Raw genomic sequence first — 17,369 nt, 5'->3', positions numbered from 1 at the left:
TGATGATATCTCTGTGAATGCATGCCCCTGTGGGAGCGGTGCTTGGTCTGGGCGGCATTCCGACGATAAGGCTAGACGCGGTTCACTTTAGATCGCGTCAAGCCTTATCGCGGGCAAGCACCGCTCCCACAGGGGCTGTGTTCCAACTCGGAATTTAACCAAACACTCGAATCGGCGCACCCGCACTCCACGCCTGAATGTCTTCAATCATCTGGCTGTAGAACATCCGGTAGTTGTTCTCGGTAACGTAGCCCACATGCGGCGTCGCGAGCAGGTTATCCAGTGTCCGAAACGGATGCTCGACAGGTAGCGGCTCGATGGCAAACACATCCAGCGCCGCACCGGCGATGCGCCGCTGTTGCAGGGTTTCAATCAGTGCAGCTTCGTCGACAATAGGGCCACGTGAAGTGTTGATCAGGTAAGACGTCGGTTTCATCCAGCCCAGCGCCTGCGCATCCACTAATCCACGGCTGCGGTCGCCGAGCACCAGATGGATCGACAGAATATCCGACTGCTCGAACAGCTCCTGCTTGCTGACATACGTCACGCCGGATTCAGCGGCCGCTTCAACCGTGAGGTTTTCACTCCAGGCAATGACTTTCATGCCAAATGCCAGACCATAGCGGGCGATCCATTTGCCAATGCTGCCGAGTCCGAGAATACCCAAGGTTTTACCATGCAGATCACTGCCAATGCCGACCTGCCACTGACCGCTGCGTAACGAATTGGCTTCGTCCACCAGATTGCGGGTTACACCCATGATCAGCGCCCACGTTAGCTCCGGTGCGGCGTGCTTGTAGCTCTCCGTACCACACACCTGAATGCCCAGTCGTCCGGCGGCTTTGACGTCAATCGCCGCGTTGCGCATGCCGCCAGTCACCAGCAGTTTGAGGTTTGGCAATTGGCTGAGCAGGGCGTCATCGAAAATCGTCCGCTCGCGCATCACACAAATCACCGTGAAGGCCTGCAAACGTGCCGCCATGGTGGCGGTATCGGCAGGGTATTCATGAAGAAAGCTGACTTCGCCGATGCCGTTCAGGACCGACCAGTCCACGACGTCACTGGCTACGGATTGCCAGTCATCCAGCACTGCGATTTTCGTTTGCGTCATCTCGGATTTGCCTCTGCCGCGTTTTCAGAATTGTGTTGCCACATTAGCGCCAGATTTCCCCTTAGCCAAACAGCCCGGCAGCAAGATTGATCGAAAAGCCGAGAATCGCCGTGTTGAAGATGAAACCGATCAGGCTCTGGGCCAGGACGATCCTGCGCAGGCCTGGCGTCGCGACGCCCACGTCCGAGGTTTGCACCGCGACGCTGAGAGTGAAGGAGAAATACAGGAAGTCCCAGTAATCCGGGTGCTTCTCGCCATCCGCGAAGCGCAGGGCGGGCTCTTTACCCTTCCAGGTATAAAACAGGCGGGCGTAATGCAGGCTGAAAATCACCCCGGTGACCAGCCACGAGCCTACGACTGTCAGGGCGGTGAAGGCGTAGTGAAGCGCCCGGTCATCCGTGGTCATCGTCTTGCTGCCAGCCAGTTCCAGCGTGATTGCCGCGAGGCTGGCCAGTGCTGCTACGCACACAGTGACCAGTACCAGACCGGCGTTTTCATCCTCGACCATGGAGATACGTTCCGCGTCGGCCGCATTGGTGCGAAACGTGCGGATCAGGATCAATACCAGATACACCCAGACGGCGACGTTCCAGGCAATCAGGCACTTGCTGGTGATGGATATGTGCGGAGTGATGATTGCTGCGGCAAGCCCGCTGGCGAGACCCAGCGCGGTGGCGATGCTCAAACGTGGATGGGTGTGAGCGATATGTGACATGGGCCGGACTTCATGACGGATGATTCACGAACATTAGCACGGGCTTTTATGGCGGAATAAAAAACGACGCGCAAGGGGGTTACGCGTCGTATGCCAGCTTGGCAAGGGTTTCAGTTCTTCGGTAGGAGCGAACTTGTTCGCGAGACGGCAGGCCTGCGTACGTAGCTGCGACGACTCGCCAACAAGTTGGCTCCTACCGGAATAGCGTTCATTCAGGTGGTGATGGATGTCACCGCACCAGACACGGCTGCTTGTTGTTGAATTTCCAGTCCGGCACCAGGAACTGCATGGCGACGCCATCGTCACGAGCACCCAGGCCCATGCCTTTGTAGAGTTCGTGCGCCTTGTGCACCTGATCCATGTCCAGCTCGACGCCCAGTCCCGGTTTCTTCGGTACTTGCACGGCGCCACCGATGATCTGGAGCGGTTTGCGGGTCAGGCGCTGGCCGTCTTGCCAGATCCAGTGAGTGTCGATGGCGGTGATATCTCCCGGTGCGGCGGCGGCCACATGGGTGAACATCGCCAGGGAAATATCGAAGTGATTATTGGAGTGCGAGCCCCAGGTCAGGCCCCATTCGTTGCACATTTGCGCCACCCGCACCGACCCCTGCATGGTCCAGAAGTGTGGGTCGGCGAGTGGAATGTCCACTGACTGCAGCTGAATCGCATGGCCCATTTCACGCCAGTCGGTGGCGATCATGTTGGTGGCGGTTTTCAGGCCGGTCGCACGGCGGAATTCAGCCATGACTTCACGACCGGAGAAGCCGTTTTCCGCGCCGCAGGGGTCTTCGGCGTAGGCCAGCACATGGTGCTGATCGCGGCACAGACGAATCGCTTCTTTCAGTGACCACGCGCCATTCGGGTCGAGAGTGATCCGGGCGTCCGGGAAGCGTTCGGCCAGGGCGGTGACGGCCTCGATTTCCGCGTCGCCGCTGAGCACGCCGCCTTTCAGTTTGAAATCCTGAAAGCCGTAGCGCGCCTGAGCCGCTTCTGCGAGACGAACGACCGCCTCCGGCGTCAGGGCCTCTTCATGGCGGACACGGAACCAGTCGTTATCGGCATCCGGTTCCTTACGGTAATCCAGATTGGTTTTGCCCTGATCACCTACGTAGAACAGGTAGCCAAGCATTTTCACTTCGTCGCGCTGCTGGCCTTCACCGAGCAAGGCTGCGACCGGCACGTCCAGGTGCTGACCGAGCAAGTCCAGCAGTGCTGCTTCAAGGGCGGTCACGGCGTGAATGGTGATGCGCAAGTCGAAGGTCTGTAAGCCGCGCCCACCGGCATCTCGTTCGGCGAAGGTCTTGCGCACGTCATTCAGGATTTTCTGGTAGGTGCCAATCGAGCTGCCCACCACCAGTTGCCGCGCATCTTCCAGCGTCTGGCGAATGCGTTCGCCGCCTGGTACTTCACCTACGCCGGTGTGCCCGGCATTGTCCTGCAGGATGACGATGTTGCGGGTGAAGTAGGGGCCATGGGCGCCGCTGAGGTTGAGCAGCATGTCGTCATGACCGGCGACCGGGACGACCTGCATGCTGGTGATAACAGGTGCTTTGCTCAGGTTCTGATTCATTGTTATAGGTCCTTTTAATAATCGTAGCGGGCGGTCAAGAGTGGGCGGCCGTTGGAGCCGTTGGCTCTGCCGGGATCTTGCCGGGCTTCGGTGTATTGCGTGCAGCGAAAACGATGATGGCGGCAATGATTGAGGTAGCCGTCAAACCATACAGGCCGCCCTGGATCGAGCCGGTGTGTTGTTCCAGCAAGCCGAACGTGGTGGGCGCGACGAAACCGCCGAGGTTGCCTACCGAGTTGATCAAGGCAATCACCGCCGCCGCGATACGAGCGTCCAGGTAAGCCTGGGGAATGGGCCAGAACAGCGACGATGCGGACTTGAAGCCTAGCGCAGCAAAGCAGATCGCAACGAAGGCAAACACCGGGCTGCCCGTTGTGGACATGAACATCCCGGCAGCCGCGATCAGCAATGCAGCGGCGACCCAGGCCTGTTGACGCTTCCACTTGGCTGACATGGCGGCAAAAGCGTACATGCCGACGATCGACAGCAACCAGGGAATCGAGTTGAACAGCCCGACCTGAATGTCACTGAGGTCACCCATCTTCTTGATGATGCTTGGCAGCCAGAAGGTCGCAGCATAGATCGTCAACTGGATGAAGAAGTAAATCAGGCAGAAAAGGATGATCTGCCGATCCTTGAGCAACTTGCCAATGGACGCTTTGACCGGATTGGCAGCTTCACGCGCCCGTTGCTCTTCATCAATCGCGTTCACCAGTGCGTCCTGTTCTTCGCGGGTCAGCCATTTGGCGTCATGGGGTTTGGAGTCGAGCCAGAACCAGACAAAAGCACACAGGCCTACCGAGAACATGCCCTCAATGAAGTACATCCACTGCCAGCCTTTCATGCCGAACCCGCTGATCTGCAGGAGCAGGCCAGAGAGCGGACCGGAAATCAGCGAGGCAATGGCCGAGCCACTGAGGAAGATCGCAATGGCTTTGCCGCGCTCTACACCCGGCAACCAGCGGGTGAAGTAATAGATCACGCCCGGGAAGAAGCCGGCTTCGGCAACACCCAGCAGGAAGCGCAGGATATAGAAGTGGGTTTCGTTCTGGATGAAGGCCATGCAGGTGGCGACGATGCCCCAGGTGAACATGATCCGTGTCAGCCAGATGCGGGCACCGACTTTTTGCAGAAGCATGTTGGAAGGAACTTCGAACAACGCGTAACCGATGAAGAACAGGCCGGCACCAAAGCCATAGGCGGCTGCGCCGATGCCCAGGTCATGTTCCATGTGCGAGCGCACAAAGCCGATGTTCACGCGGTCAATGTAGTTGACGATAAACATGATGACGAACAGTGGCAGGATGTGGCGTTTGACCTTGGAGACAGCTGAAACCAAAGTCGAATCGGCCCCATCACCCGTCCGGGTACTGGATGCGTTCAAGGATGAATCTCCCACTCGTTATTTTTATGCGGGTCAGTACAAGCTGCTGGCTTGTGTTGATGGACATCATACAAGTAGATATTGGCTGCGCAAGAGGCATTTAGCTGGTTTTTGCGGAAATTTCTGCGAAGTAATCCCGGTCGTCTGGCGAGTTTTAAATGGACTGAACAAGTGCGGATTTTGTTTATTAATATATTTAAAACAAAGGCTTATGAGTTATTTGCAGCTGAATTTTTATTAGTTCGTCATTTCCTGATTTATTCAGAAATCTTCGTCAGGCCTTGAGTCATGGCGCTTTCGGGGACGTGTCGGGTCGGCCTGACTTGATGTGTTGTCATACAAGTCAGATGAGTTCATCCGGGTTTGCTTGTATGACAAGCAGCTTCTTTGCGGTGCTATGATCCCGGCGAAATTGGCGTCCAGGACAGGTCTTCATGCAACAGCCCACACGTCAGGCACCGAAGCGCCGACCTCACAATCTGGCGACGGACCTGGTGACCGAACTGAGTCAGCGGATTCTGCTCGGCAAGATCCCGCCGGGGCAGAAGCTGCCTTCGGAAAATCAGATCGTTCGTGAGCACGGTGTCAGCCGCACGGTAGTTCGCGAGGCCATCTCCAAATTGCAGGCTTCCGGTCTGGTGGAAACCCATCACGGCGTCGGTACCTTTGTGCTGGAGCGGGGCAACCAGACAGGGCTGCATCTGAAGGTTGAAACCGCCGCCAGTGTGCGAGACATGATCGAGTTGCGTATCGGTCTGGAAACCCAGGCCGTGGCTCTGGCGGCGTTGCGCCGGACCGACGAGCAGCTGGCCGCGATGCGCCAGGCTCTGGATGACTATCAGGACCTGTTGGCCAATGAGGATAGTTGCGTGGAAGCCGACTGGCGCTTTCACATGCTGATCGCGGAAGCCACCGGCAATTCGTATTACACGGAAATCATGCAGCACCTGGGCAGCGCGATCATACCCCGCAGTCGAATTGCCTCAAGTGAAAGGGCAGGCGCCAACCTCGCTCATCACGGGTATCTGGCCAATCTGGAACACGAGGCGCTGCTCGCCGCGATCCGCCGCCAGGACCCGGATGCAGCCCGTGCAGCGATGTGGACGCACTTGAGTAACAGTCGCGAACGCTTCGCGCCGCTGGATTGAGTGGTTACCCGCAAGCTGACGTGGGATCGGCTTTAGCCGGGAAGGCGGTATCTCTACCGACCCTTTTTTAGTGACTGTACTGGCCTATTCCCGGCTAAAGCGGGTCCCACGTCAGAGTAAAGCGCTATTTAGAAAACTTCTGCGCATCCCCCAGCACCTGCAGCATCACCCCCGTCTGCCACTCGAACCAGGGATTGAACGTCAGGCGCGCATGGACTTTGCCCGCTTCGCGGTAACCCCAGTCCGAATACCACACCTGATCACCCGCCAGGCATTTCTGCATGTCGGTCGTTTCCTGACCGTTCCAGCAAATGCGCTGCTTGCCATTCACGCCGTACAACGGATTTTCCGGGGAGAACAGCAGGCCCATGTGCGAGAACTGGCTGATTCGGTATTCAGGCAGGTAGTCCTTGCGCACCAGTACACGGGATGTTTTTGCGGCGTCCTTCGGGCTGTCTCCGTACCAGATCAGGCGACTTGCGGGGTTGCTGAAACGCTGATTGAAATTCTCCAGAACGTAGTAGGTATCCAGCACCGAGTCGTGCTGGGTAATGGCGATGAACACCGGCTTGTCGTAGCGGCGCTCGCTCAGGCGATCTTGCGCCAGCACGCTGCTGCGATAGAACTGGGCAAAGCCATTAGTGGGCACATTCAGATAGCGCAGCGGTGTTTGCAGCGGGCGTAGCGGGTCTTTGGGGCTCGCCAGCCACGGGCGCGCCCACGCGATCCACTGCGTCGCCCAGGCGTAGGGGCTGTCTGAGCGAAAGGCCGGAGAGAACAGCACCAACCCGGCGATTTCGTCGTGATCGTAGGCGTAGTCCAGCACCAGATTGGCCCCGGTGGAAAACCCGCCGAGATACACCTTGGGCACTTCACGGCTAAGCGTGTGCGCTTGTTCCCGAACCACGCTCTGCCACTGCTCCAGCGTGACATCGAGCATGTCCGACGGCTGCGTACCGTGACCGGGCAGCAGCACGGTACGCACCAGAAACCCCTGAGCAGCAAGCTGTGCGCCGATGTCATGAAACGACCACGGCGAGTCACCCAGACCATGAACCAGCAAGACGCCGCCTTTGGGCGTACCTGTTGGTCGCCATTCCTGCGGCGCGTTCCATTGCAGCTCGGCGGAACGGTCCGCAGTCTGGAAACTTCGGTGCTGCTGTATCCATTCCAGCGTCTGCTGACGATAGTCGGCAAAGCTTTGTGTCAGATGATCGTTGCTGGCCGATGACGCGCAGGCCTGAAGTGCAAGTAGGGCGGGGAACAGGCATACGATTCGGTGTTTGGCCAAGATTCGGGGTTCTCTTCAGCGTGTGATTACGAGATGAACTGCACTTTGCCACGAGCGTTCCGTCGGCTGCCAGCTTCCGTTTGCTCGCGATAGCGTCAGTTCATGCGATAAATTTGTCGACCAGGAAATCGAATCGCGACCAAGCTCACTTTCATCAAACAAACGACAACTATCTGATTTGGAATACTTGTCTGTAGGAGCTGCCGAAGGCTGCGAAGCATTTCTCCTGAAACACCGCGATCGCAGCTTTCGGCAGCTCCTACAGATTTTATGTTTGCTGCGCGACAGTGCGGCGTCTGGACGACGGGGCTGTTCCCGCAGGAAATGCGCACTGGTGCTGTCGGGTCGATGCGCTCGGTCTATGTACGTGACCCGGATTTGAATCCGATCGAAATCCCGGAGCAGGTTTAAGTTTTGTGTGGCTGGCTTCAGCGCACCAATCCCAGCCGCTCATGCCACTCGGCAATGGATTCTTTCGGGTACTCATCGAATTGCTTGTCGCCGTCGTGCACGTACACCTCGACCCAGGATGCCTTGGAGTCCAGTAGCAGGTGAGTATTCTCTGGTGGCGATGGCAGTGCCGTGTCGATGGCTGACGCAAACGGGTGAATCAGCTCGGGCCATTCCGGGCTGAACAACCACAGGCCGCTGCCGCACAATTTGCAGAAATGCCGCTCGGCGCTGCTGACTCTGACGTGGTGGTCTTCGCAGATTTTCGCGTGATAAATCGAAATGTTTTCCCGGCCTTTAACCTTCAGGCTTTTCGCGTCGCCGCCCAGATTGATCGAATAGCCGCCTCCACCCTGCGTTTTGCGGCAGATCGAGCAGTAGCAGCGTTGATAAGGGTAGGGATGGGCGCTGTTGAGGCTGAACTCGACTTCGCCGCAATGGCATGAACCTTCCAGATGCATGATGTGTTCTCCGTTAAAACGCTCAGAAGCCTGGCGTGTCTTTGGTTAAGCCTTAAGGTCTAGACAAAGTTATTGCCGGTTTGCACAGAGCGTTCGTCGGCCCCTGACAATCTGTTTGGGAAATATTCGGAAATAATCGCCGCCTCAGCCTGCTTCCTCGCTCAAGAATGCCGCTCGTCGGTCGATATTTGGGTTGTCCTACAACTTTACGTTGCCCAGTTTGACCCTCCTGCCAATAACAAGAGCTCCCCTCATGAACCTACGCAATTTGACCATCGCCCGCCGAGCCGGTCTTGGCTTCACGCTCATCTCCTTGCTGGTCGCCTTGCTTGGCTGGTTTGCCATGGTTCAGATGTCGACGATTCGTCAGAGTGAGGTCGCGGTTGAAACCAACTGGTTACCCAGCATGCGTGTCGTCGGCGATATTCGTGAAAACATGCTGCGCATTCGCACGATTTCTTTGCGTATGGCCCTGGACCCGGACCCTAAAAATATTCCGACGTATCGCAGCCAGCTCGACGTGCGCAATCAGGATCTGAGCAAGAAGCTCGACACTTTCGCTTCGTTCGTTGATACCCCGGAGGAAAAAGTCCTCAGCGATCAGTTTCGGGCAACGTTGGGTGAGTATCAGAAAGCGCTCGATAAATCATTTGTAATCGCTGCGCAGAACGACCGTGAGGCGCTGAACAAGTTACTCCTGGTGGACATGAAGACCATCGTCGATGGCTCTGGCAAACAGCTGTCTGATCTGGCCGATTTTTATGTCCAGCGTGTGGATGCAGAGGGCAAGGCTGCCGAACAGCAGTACGATCAGTCGCGCAACATCGTGTTCATTTTCGTGGTGATTGCTGGCCTGGGCACCATTGTCCTGGCCTTGCTGCTGACCCGCAGCATCGTGCGTCCGCTGGAGGTGGCCGTGACGGCCGCGGAAAACGTCGCAAATGGTGATCTGACTCAACGCATCACGGTGGATGGCAGCGATGAAGTGACCCGTTTACTGGTTGCGCTGGACAAGATGCAGGGCAACTTGCGCGCGGCCATGCAGCACATTGGCAGCTCCGCGACACAGCTTGCTTCGGCTGCCACCGAGCTGAACTCGGTGACCGAAGACAGCTACCGCGGCCTGCACCAGCAGAATGCTGAAATCGATCAAGCGGCTACCGCTATCAACGAGATGACCTCGGCCGTGGAAGAAGTGGCGCGCAACGCCGTGTCCACCTCCGATGCATCGAACCACTCCAATCGTTCGGCTCTGGCGGGTCAGGCCCGGGTCGTGGAAACCGTGCAGTCAATTCAGACTCTGACCGATAACGTCCAGGCGACTTCGGCGCTGGTGCAGAGCCTGGCTGATCAGTCGCAGGATATTGGCAAGGTGCTCGACGTGATCCGCTCCATTGCCGAGCAGACCAACCTGTTGGCACTCAACGCGGCGATTGAAGCAGCGCGGGCGGGTGAATCCGGGCGTGGTTTCGCCGTCGTGGCTGACGAGGTCAGGGCTCTGGCGCATCGCACCCAGCAGTCCACACTGGAAATCGACAAGATGGTCAGCGCCATGCGCAGCGGTTCTGCTCAGGCACTGGAATCCATGCTGACCAGCAGCGAACGCGCTAACGAAACCCTGACTCTGGCTCAAGGTGCCGGTGCATCGCTGACGGATATCACCTCATCCATCAACCAGATTTCGGAACGCAACCTGGTCATCGCCAGTGCGGCCGAAGAGCAGGCTCAGGTTGCTCGGGAAGTGGATCGCAACATCGTCAACATCCGCGACCTGTCCATGCAGTCGACCCAGGGTGCCAACCAGATCAGTGCGTCCAGCAACGAGCTGTCGCGCCTGGCGGGTGATCTGAATCAGGTGGTGGCGCGCTTCAAGGTCTGATTCGCTGCTGTATTGCCTGGCGCTTGCTCCTTGCAGGTTATGCCGGGCATGATTCGCCTCTGCTCAATGACAGAGGCGAGACAGCTTCATGGACAATAAGAACAATCTTTTCAGCAGTTGGCTTCGCGCCCCCGGTCACCATGAGTGGCTGGCCCGCGAAGGCAATCGACTCCTGACCTTCGCCAAGGCCTCGCGGCTGCCCCAAGGGTTTGGCAATCTTGATGAGCATGGCGTCCTGCCGGAAAACGCTCACGCCGAAACCATGAACACCGCTCGCATGACCCACAGCTTCGCCATGGCTCACATCCGCGGCATACCCGGCTGCGCCGCATTGGTGGACCACGGCATCGCGTCGCTGGCAGGGCCGCTGCGGGATGCAGAGCATGGTGGCTGGTTCAGTGCGCCCCTCACTCACCAGAGTAAAACCGACAAGCAGGCTTACTTGCATGCCTTCGTCGCATTGGCGGCCAGTTCGGCTGTCGTTGCAGGTCGGCCGGGCGCGCAGGCGTTACTGTCGGATGCCATCGAGGTGATCCAGCGTCGTTTCTGGAGTGAGGAGGAGGGCGCGATGCGCGAGTCCTTCGCTCGCGACTGGACGCAAGAGGAAACCTATCGCGGAGCCAACAGCAACATGCACAGCACCGAGGCCTTTCTTGCCTTGGCCGATGTGACCGGCGATGCCCAGTGGCTGGATCGGGCCTTGCGGATTGTCGAGCGGGTGATTCACGGTCATGCGGCTGCCAATGACCATCAGGTGATCGAGCACTTCAGCCTCTCCTGGGAGCCCTTGCCAGAGTACAACCATGACAATCGCGCCGACGGATTCCGCCCGTACGGCACGACGCCGGGGCACGCCTTCGAGTGGGCGCGGCTGCTGTTGCACCTGGAGGCATCGCGTCAGCGTTTGAAACTGCCGACCCCGTCGTGGCTGCTGGTTGATGCACGTCAGTTGTTTGCCAATGCGTGTCGTGATGCCTGGAATGTCGACGGCCTGCCTGGCGTTGTCTACACCCTGGATTGGCAGAAGCAGCCGGTGGTGCGTCATCGTCTGCATTGGGTCCATTGCGAGGCCGCCGCAGCAGCCGCCGCGTTGTTGCAGCGCACGGACGAAAAGCAGTATGAGGACTGGTATCGCCGCTTCTGGGAGTTCAACGAAACGTTATTCATTGATCGCGAGCTGGGCAGCTGGCACCACGAGCTCAGCCCGCTCAACCAGCCCAGTGCGGATATCTGGGGCGGCAAGCCGGATCTGTATCACGCGTATCAGGCGACGTTGTTGCCGGTATTGCCGCTGGCACCGAGTCTGGCGAGTGCGTTGGCGGGGATGGGTTGAGTCAATGCGGTCTCACGCAAGGCAATGATTCCCTGTGGGGGACTCTATGTTCGCCCGCAAGCCGACGTGGGACCGGCTTTAGCCGGGAAGGCTTCATGACTGACGACGGAAATGCAGCGACTGTACCGGACCATTCCCGGCTAAAGCCGGTCCCACGACAGTGAATCCTGTGGGAGTGCCGCTCGCCGCCTTCTCGATCCCACACTAATCCCCCATCTCCAACTCTACCCACGTCGGTGCATGGTCGCTGGGATGTGGCTCGTTCCGCGGCCAGTGGTCCACCCCGGCACGCTCCAGCCGTGTGCTGGTTTCTGCGTTGAGCAGCAAGTGATCAATGCGCAAACCAGAGTTGGTTTCCCAATGTTTACGAAAATAATCCCAGAACGTATAAATCGGCTCGTCTGGAAAGCACGTGCGCAGCGCATCGGTCCAGCCCTGGCTCAGCAGGCGCTGAAAGCACTCGCGACTCTCCGGCTGAAGGAGTGCGTCTTTGAGCCATGACCGCGTGTTGTAAATATCCTCGTCGGTCGGCACTACGTTGTAATCGCCTGCCAGCACCACCGGATGCCCGCTGGAATAGAGCGACTCGGCATGCTCGATAAGCTTTTCGAACCATGCCAGTTTGTAATCGAATTTTGGCCCCGGCTGAGGATTGCCATTGGGCAGGTACAGGCAGCCGACGATGACCCCGTGCGCTGCCGCTTCGATGTAGCGACTCTGACTGTCTTGTTCTAAGCCGGGCAGGCCGCGACGAATTTCCAGTGGTTCCATGCCCTTGGCCAGAATCGCCACGCCGTTCCACGAAGGCTGTCCTTGCCAGATGGCGCCGTAGCCCGCGTCACGTATTTCATCGATGGGGAAGGCCAGGTCGGCGGCTTTCAATTCCTGCAGGCAAACCACGTCCGGACTTTCGCGGCGCAACCAGTCCAGCAGGATTGGCAGGCGGCTGCGAATGCCATTGATGTTGAACGTGGCGATTTTGATTGTGCTCACGGTGGTCCTCTCAAAGACGCGGTGATTAGCTGTTTGAGAGGTGCCAGCGCGATAGATTCAATGGATTACAGGCAGTCAGTGCGAAGTCGCGCTCTTGTCGGTCAGCCGGATGATCTGCCGGGCGAAGAACGCGCCCGTAAGGATCACGCCGATCAGCCGCAAGGTCTGCATGGCCAGCACGAAGCCCACGTCCGAGTGGGTGTCGATGGCGATGATCGCCATGGCGTCCAGACCGCCAGGACTTGTGGCCAGGTAGACCGAGAGATAGTCCTTGTCCAGCATGACGGCAATCAACCAGGCTGAAAGCGCACAGAGCACGATCAGCAGCATTGAGCCAAGAATCATCGCCGGCATGCGACGCCAGACGTATTTGATGGTCGGGCGATCGAAGCGCAGGCCCACGTAGCTGCCCATTGCGCCATAGGCCAGCGTCAACATCCAGGAGGGCAGAGTGATCTGCAAAAGGCCGCTCAGCTGTAGAGCGCCACCGATCAGCAGTGGCCCCATCAAGGCCCCCGCCGGGATTTTGCTGGCGAGGATGATGCCGACTCCAATCACCGCAAGACTCAAGGCAAAGTTCAGCAGATTCATGCCTTCCAGCTCGACGTCTGCGCTATGGGCTTCGGTGCCGCCGCCTTCCACGCCGATCAGCCGACTGACCACCGCGCCGACCATCACGACGCAGACTACCCGCACGTACTGCATGGTGGCGACGACCCGCGAGTCGGCGCCGTAATCTTCCGACATGGCAACCATCGCCGATGCTGCACCCGGTGAAGTGCCCCAGGCGGCGGTGCTGCCCGCGATCCCGGCGTAGCGCACCAGGCACAAACCGACGCCAGCGCTGAGCGTTACCGTGAGCGCCGTGGCAAACAGCATGACGTGCCAGGAATGCAGCGCTGTGACCAGAACCGCCATGGTCATCGAGTGGGCGATCAGCACGCCGACCGTGCCCTGGCTCAAGCGAAACAGATTTTTGTGCAGGCGAATATTTGCGCCCATCACCCCAAAGCAGATGGCAACCAGCATAGGGCCGAGAAACAATGCGGCTGGCATCTGCCAGTATTTGAGGAGTTGACCGGCCGCCCCTGCGACCAGAATCAGGGCTGCCCATTGAACGGGTTTAGGCAAGGTGTGCAGCGAAAAGCCAGAGGCGCGTGACAAGAGGGTGGGCTCCGCGAGGCGAGCGAGACAGGACGCTCGTACGGCAAGAGTATCGACACTTCAATCGATCAAGTCTATTTTCTAATAGTCATGAATTGATAACTTTGGTTGATGAATTATGGATCTTCGCGATCTTGCTTATTTTGAAACGATTGCCGAGCTGGGCCATTTGGGGCGAGCGGCGCAAAAACTCAATCGCAGTCAGCCTGCGTTGACCAAAAGCATTCAGCGGCTGGAAGAGTCTTTCGGCACGAGGCTGTTCCAGCGCGATGGTCGGCGGATCAAGCTGACCCCGGTGGGCGAGTTGTTACAGGCAAGGGGCAAGGTCCTGCAACAGAACATCGCCCAGACCCAGCGCGAAGTTCGGGATTTCGCCAGCGGTGCGGTGGGCAATATTCGTCTCGGATGTGCGGCCACCATGGCTGAATATCTGCTGCCTAAATTGACGTCCGCACTGTTGCAGCGTGCGCCTGACGTCACGTTGAAGATGGTCATCGGTCAGGACGACCTGTTGCGTGAATCCCTGCGTTCCGGGCAACTGGACATGATTATTTGTGCCCTGATCACCGATGACGAGCAGTTCGAGAGTTTTCCGATTCTCAAGGATGAAGCGGTGGTGATCGCCAGCAAGGATCATCCCATCTTCAAAAACCGATACCACATGGCTGATCTTTGCGCCTATCGCTGGGTGCTACCGCCATCGGGTGTTTCATCCCGCAAATGGCTGGATCAGGCGTTCAGTGCCCAGCAGCTGCCATTGCCCGTGGTTCAGATCGAGGCCAATTCGATTCCTTTATTGCCCGGTTTGATCGAGCGCACCAGCCTGTTGAGTTTCACTGCCCGGGAGACCCTCGAGTTTGGCAACAACATGCAACACTTGCGTGAAGTGGTCGTGAAGGAAACGACGATGAAGCGCACCATTGGCTGCACCGTCCGTAAAGGCGGCTATCTGTCACCTGCAGCGCAAGCCATGGTGCAGATGTTGCGTGACAGCAGCGGAGAATTTTTAAGCTGGAACTGACGTAGGTAGCTCCATTTTCCTACAGGCTGGGTTAGCCTGTGCTTACGCAGGCTCGTTGGTAGCGCTGGTACAGGGAAATGATCAGGAGAGCAGTAGATGCAGACACCTTCGCCGTTTTACACGCACGTTGTTCAGCAGCCGTTTTTTGCGCGCATCGACCATCAGTTCGGAGGTGATCAGTCGCCATTGAATGACGCCGACGCTGATGAAGATACCGACCCGGAAGCTTATCTCGACCTGGATGTGCTGGGCCTGGACGAATTCAGTGACTCGGACAAGCTTGATCCGATCTTCAGCAGTGATGTGGGTTCTTCGTCGGTGAATTGAGTGTTGCTGGCTGAAGCGGTCTTCATCGTGTGAGATTCCAGGTTGGCCTGCAGCTGAATAACGACGTGGGCAAACCTGGAATCTCCCCCCATCACAGCGCGGTTAGTTCCCGAGACCCGGCGCATTCCGCGCCAGATACAGCGACAGCGCCTCAACCGCCAGTTCCACTGTCGAACTGGAGCCCGCCCATGTGCACGCCAGCATCAGGTTCCTGGGCAGGGCAAAGTCCTCCACCAGATAGCCGTGCTCGTCGTAGCCATCCAGGTCGTGGGGCACCAGGTCCCGAAGTGATTCCACCGGATCAAAATAAACCCATACCGGCTTGTTCAGGGCGATGGCCATGCCGACTTCAAACGCCGTTCCGGAATCCGGCTCAAGACCGCGGAACACATTCAGATTGGCCAGCACCGCTGTACTGCGCTGAATCATGGCGATATTCATCGAGCAGATCAGTTGCGCAGTTTCCTGAGGTGAGAGACCTGTAGGGACTTCGTTATCGAAGGGGTAAAGTCCTTCAAGCCCGTGGGCGGTGCACAAGGCCTTGAGGTATTGGCCGTGTTCAACGGCATCTTTGCGGAACACATCGAACCCCGCCAGATAAACCCGTGGAGCGGTAGTAATCTGCATGATCGATCTCCGGCATGACAGTTAACGTGCGTTGATTCTATCGCTTCACGCCTTACGTTATCGCAGACCATTTATCAGGCGATGGATTCAACGCTGGAATCTGTACGGATAAACAGTATCCTTGCGCATATGTCTGGTCTTGTTGCGTAGCGTTGCCGTGAATACGTCGCCCCTGGAAAACCCTTTCTACTACCTCGACAATTTCCGCCAGGTGTTGGGCTGGATTGCCCGACGCTATGCGGATTTGCTTGATACGGAAGAACAGCAATTCATCGAATGCTTTGCGCAACTGCCACAAGCCGCTCAGGGTTTGCTGGTGCGTATGGTCATGCGCAAGGGCGAGCTGTTTCGGGCCAGCAAGCTCAGTTATCCGGAACTGGGCGACACGCTGGAAGCGGTGCAGCCCTTGCTGGTACACGGCTGGGTTGATCCGCGCCCGGCGCTCAATCTGGAACAGCTGTTTATCTTATTGCGCAAGGCCGAGCTGGCTACCTGTTTCAAGGCCCATGGCATCCGCGGCACCGAGAGGAAGCACGAGCTGCTGGAGCTGCTGCAACCCTTTCATCAGGCCACACAAACCCTGGATAGTTGGCATGCAGGGCTCGACGAAACGATTTTCGCCCTCAAGGTCATGCCGCTCTGTGACCGCTTGCGGTTGTTGTACTTCGGCAATCTTTATCAGGAATGGTCCGAGTTCGTCCTGGCTGATCTGGGCGTGTATCGCTATGAAAAGGTTGAGTTCTCCCTGGACTCACGAACTATCAATGACCGTGCGGACATCGATACCTGCCTTGAACTGCACGCCTGCCGCCAGGCGCTCGATGAGGGCGGGGTACTGGAAACACTGGCAACGCGCGCGCTGGCAATCGATACGGTCAATCCCTGGCTGGAAATGCGGCGCAGCAAGACGCTGTACCAGATCGGTCAACAGGCCGAGCGCGAGCAGGACTGGCCATTGGCGTTGAGTGTGTACGAGCGCAGCAACTATCCCGGTGCCAGATCCCGACGTGTTCGGGTCTTGGAGCGATGTGAGGACTATCAGGCTGCCCTGACGTTGCTGGAAGAGGTTCAGGCAGCGCCGCAAAGCGATGCTGAATTGCAGCATTCACGTCGTGTATTGCCGCGGTTGCAACGCAAACTTGGCCTTATCGATAAGGTCCGCCGGGTCACCCGCAAAGTCGAGCGACTGGATGTGAGCGTTGAGCTGCGCCCTGACTTGAGTGTCGAGAAGATGATCCAGCTGCATCTGGCGGAAGAGGGCAGCGAGCTGTATTACGTCGAAAATGCGCTGATCAATTCGCTGTTTGGCTTGCTGTGCTGGCCGGCGATTTTCGCGCCATTGCCGGGTGCGTTTTTCCATCCGTTTCACAGCGGCCCAAGCGATTTGCACAGTCCGGATTTCTATCAGCGTCGCGCTGCGCTGTTCGATGCCTGTCTGGCGCAACTGGATTCCGGTATCTGGCAGGACACCATCCGTGAGAACTACCAGAGCAAATACGGTCTGCAATCGCCGTTCGTGTTCTGGGGCACATTAACCCCCGAGCTGCTTGAACAAGCGCTGCACTGTTTACCGGTCGACCACCTTCGGCACTGGTTCCGCCGCCTGCTGCTGGATATCAAAGCCAACCGCACCGGTATGCCGGACCTGATCCAGTTCTTCCCGGCCGAGCGCCGTTATCGAATGATCGAAGTCAAAGGTCCCGGCGACCGCCTGCAGGATAACCAGCTGCGCTGGCTGGACTTCTGCGCCGAACACGATATGCCAGTGGTGGTGTGTTATGTGCAGTGGGAGGAGCATGCTATTCCGGTAGGAGCGAACTTGTTCGCGAGATCGTGAGCCTGACGCTATGCCTCGCCAACAAAGATGGCTCTCATCAAACAAACTACAACTATCT

At 57.9% G+C, this 17,369-nt stretch carries 15 protein-coding genes and 2 pseudogenes; 8 read left to right on the top strand and 9 right to left on the bottom strand.

Annotated features, from left to right (window positions below; genetic code table 11):
* Positions 1–154: 154 nt before the first annotated feature.
* The 4 genes from H8S59_RS15620 to H8S59_RS15605 all read right to left on the bottom strand — a co-directional run bounded on the left by H8S59_RS15620 (position 155) and on the right by H8S59_RS15605 (position 4,780).
* On the bottom strand, positions 155–1,111 hold the full coding sequence (locus H8S59_RS15620; RefSeq protein ID WP_187522004.1) for a D-2-hydroxyacid dehydrogenase family protein: 957 nt from the start codon (positions 1,109–1,111) through the stop codon (positions 155–157).
* Between the two features lie 61 nt (positions 1,112–1,172).
* A complete protein-coding gene (locus H8S59_RS15615; protein WP_187522003.1) occupies positions 1,173–1,826 on the bottom strand; it encodes a DUF1345 domain-containing protein in 654 nt (217 codons plus the stop codon).
* 229 nt (positions 1,827–2,055) lie between these two features.
* Positions 2,056–3,396, bottom strand: coding sequence for a glucarate dehydratase (gene gudD / locus H8S59_RS15610; RefSeq protein ID WP_187522002.1), 1,341 nt, complete (start codon positions 3,394–3,396; stop codon positions 2,056–2,058).
* A gap of 34 nt (positions 3,397–3,430) precedes the next feature.
* Positions 3,431–4,780: an MFS transporter gene (locus H8S59_RS15605; protein ID WP_187522001.1), complete on the bottom strand. Its 1,350-nt coding sequence runs from the start codon at positions 4,778–4,780 to the stop codon at positions 3,431–3,433.
* Between the two features lie 434 nt (positions 4,781–5,214).
* On the opposite strand from H8S59_RS15605, the gene H8S59_RS15600 reads away from it, so the two are divergent.
* The gene (locus H8S59_RS15600) at positions 5,215–5,928 is read left to right on the top strand and encodes a FadR/GntR family transcriptional regulator (protein ID WP_095098821.1); all 714 of its coding nucleotides are present in this window, start codon (positions 5,215–5,217) and stop codon (positions 5,926–5,928) included.
* Between the two features lie 124 nt (positions 5,929–6,052).
* On the opposite strand, the gene H8S59_RS15595 is transcribed toward H8S59_RS15600, so the two are convergent.
* The gene (locus tag H8S59_RS15595; protein WP_214658352.1) at positions 6,053–7,195 is read right to left on the bottom strand and encodes an alpha/beta hydrolase; all 1,143 of its coding nucleotides are present in this window, start codon (positions 7,193–7,195) and stop codon (positions 6,053–6,055) included.
* Between the two features lie 351 nt (positions 7,196–7,546).
* On the opposite strand from H8S59_RS15595, the pseudogene H8S59_RS26800 reads away from it, so the two are divergent.
* Positions 7,547–7,630, top strand: a pseudogene (locus H8S59_RS26800) (VOC family protein); the annotation flags it as partial.
* A 17-nt stretch (positions 7,631–7,647) separates the two neighbouring features.
* Here the strand turns inward: H8S59_RS26800 and H8S59_RS15590 are convergent.
* Positions 7,648–8,130, bottom strand: a complete 483-nt coding sequence (locus H8S59_RS15590) for a GFA family protein (RefSeq protein WP_187522000.1) — start codon at positions 8,128–8,130, stop codon at positions 7,648–7,650.
* Positions 8,131–8,383: 253 nt separating this feature from the next.
* Here H8S59_RS15590 and H8S59_RS27355 point away from each other — a divergent pair.
* The 3 genes and pseudogenes from H8S59_RS27355 to H8S59_RS15580 form a co-directional block, all read left to right on the top strand.
* Positions 8,384–9,154 (top strand): annotated as a pseudogene (locus tag H8S59_RS27355) (MCP four helix bundle domain-containing protein); the annotation flags it as partial.
* Entirely contained in the window at positions 9,146–10,009 is an 864-nt protein-coding gene (locus H8S59_RS27350) for a methyl-accepting chemotaxis protein (protein WP_425504583.1), read from the top strand. The pseudogene H8S59_RS27355 and the gene H8S59_RS27350, both read left to right, overlap by 9 nt.
* A gap of 88 nt (positions 10,010–10,097) precedes the next feature.
* Entirely contained in the window at positions 10,098–11,342 is a 1,245-nt protein-coding gene (locus H8S59_RS15580; protein ID WP_095098829.1) for a D-mannose isomerase, read from the top strand.
* 204 nt (positions 11,343–11,546) lie between these two features.
* On the opposite strand, the gene xth is transcribed toward H8S59_RS15580, so the two are convergent.
* Together xth and H8S59_RS15570 are read right to left on the bottom strand one after the other, a co-directional pair.
* On the bottom strand, positions 11,547–12,335 hold the full coding sequence (gene xth / locus H8S59_RS15575) for an exodeoxyribonuclease III (RefSeq protein ID WP_187521998.1): 789 nt from the start codon (positions 12,333–12,335) through the stop codon (positions 11,547–11,549).
* A 75-nt stretch (positions 12,336–12,410) separates the two neighbouring features.
* A complete protein-coding gene (locus tag H8S59_RS15570) occupies positions 12,411–13,499 on the bottom strand; it encodes an AbrB family transcriptional regulator (protein WP_187521997.1) in 1,089 nt (362 codons plus the stop codon).
* 118 nt (positions 13,500–13,617) lie between these two features.
* Between H8S59_RS15570 and H8S59_RS15565 the strand changes: the two genes are divergently transcribed.
* The gene (locus H8S59_RS15565) at positions 13,618–14,520 is read left to right on the top strand and encodes a LysR substrate-binding domain-containing protein (protein WP_187521996.1); all 903 of its coding nucleotides are present in this window, start codon (positions 13,618–13,620) and stop codon (positions 14,518–14,520) included.
* Positions 14,521–14,616: 96 nt separating this feature from the next.
* Entirely contained in the window at positions 14,617–14,847 is a 231-nt protein-coding gene (locus tag H8S59_RS15560; protein ID WP_095098842.1) for a hypothetical protein, read from the top strand.
* Positions 14,848–14,949: 102 nt separating this feature from the next.
* On the opposite strand, the gene H8S59_RS15555 is transcribed toward H8S59_RS15560, so the two are convergent.
* Positions 14,950–15,474, bottom strand: a complete 525-nt coding sequence (locus H8S59_RS15555) for a nucleoside 2-deoxyribosyltransferase (protein WP_187521995.1) — start codon at positions 15,472–15,474, stop codon at positions 14,950–14,952.
* Positions 15,475–15,631: 157 nt separating this feature from the next.
* Here H8S59_RS15555 and H8S59_RS15550 point away from each other — a divergent pair, with 157 nt between their 5' ends.
* A complete protein-coding gene (locus tag H8S59_RS15550; protein WP_187521994.1) occupies positions 15,632–17,311 on the top strand; it encodes a VRR-NUC domain-containing protein in 1,680 nt (559 codons plus the stop codon).
* The last annotated feature ends 58 nt before the right edge of the window (positions 17,312–17,369 follow it).

Origin of the sequence: Pseudomonas folii (assembly GCF_014357575.1) — a bacterium.
GTDB classification, from domain to species: Bacteria; Pseudomonadota; Gammaproteobacteria; order Pseudomonadales; family Pseudomonadaceae; genus Aquipseudomonas; species Aquipseudomonas folii.
This window is presented reverse-complemented; position numbering and strand designations above follow the sequence as displayed.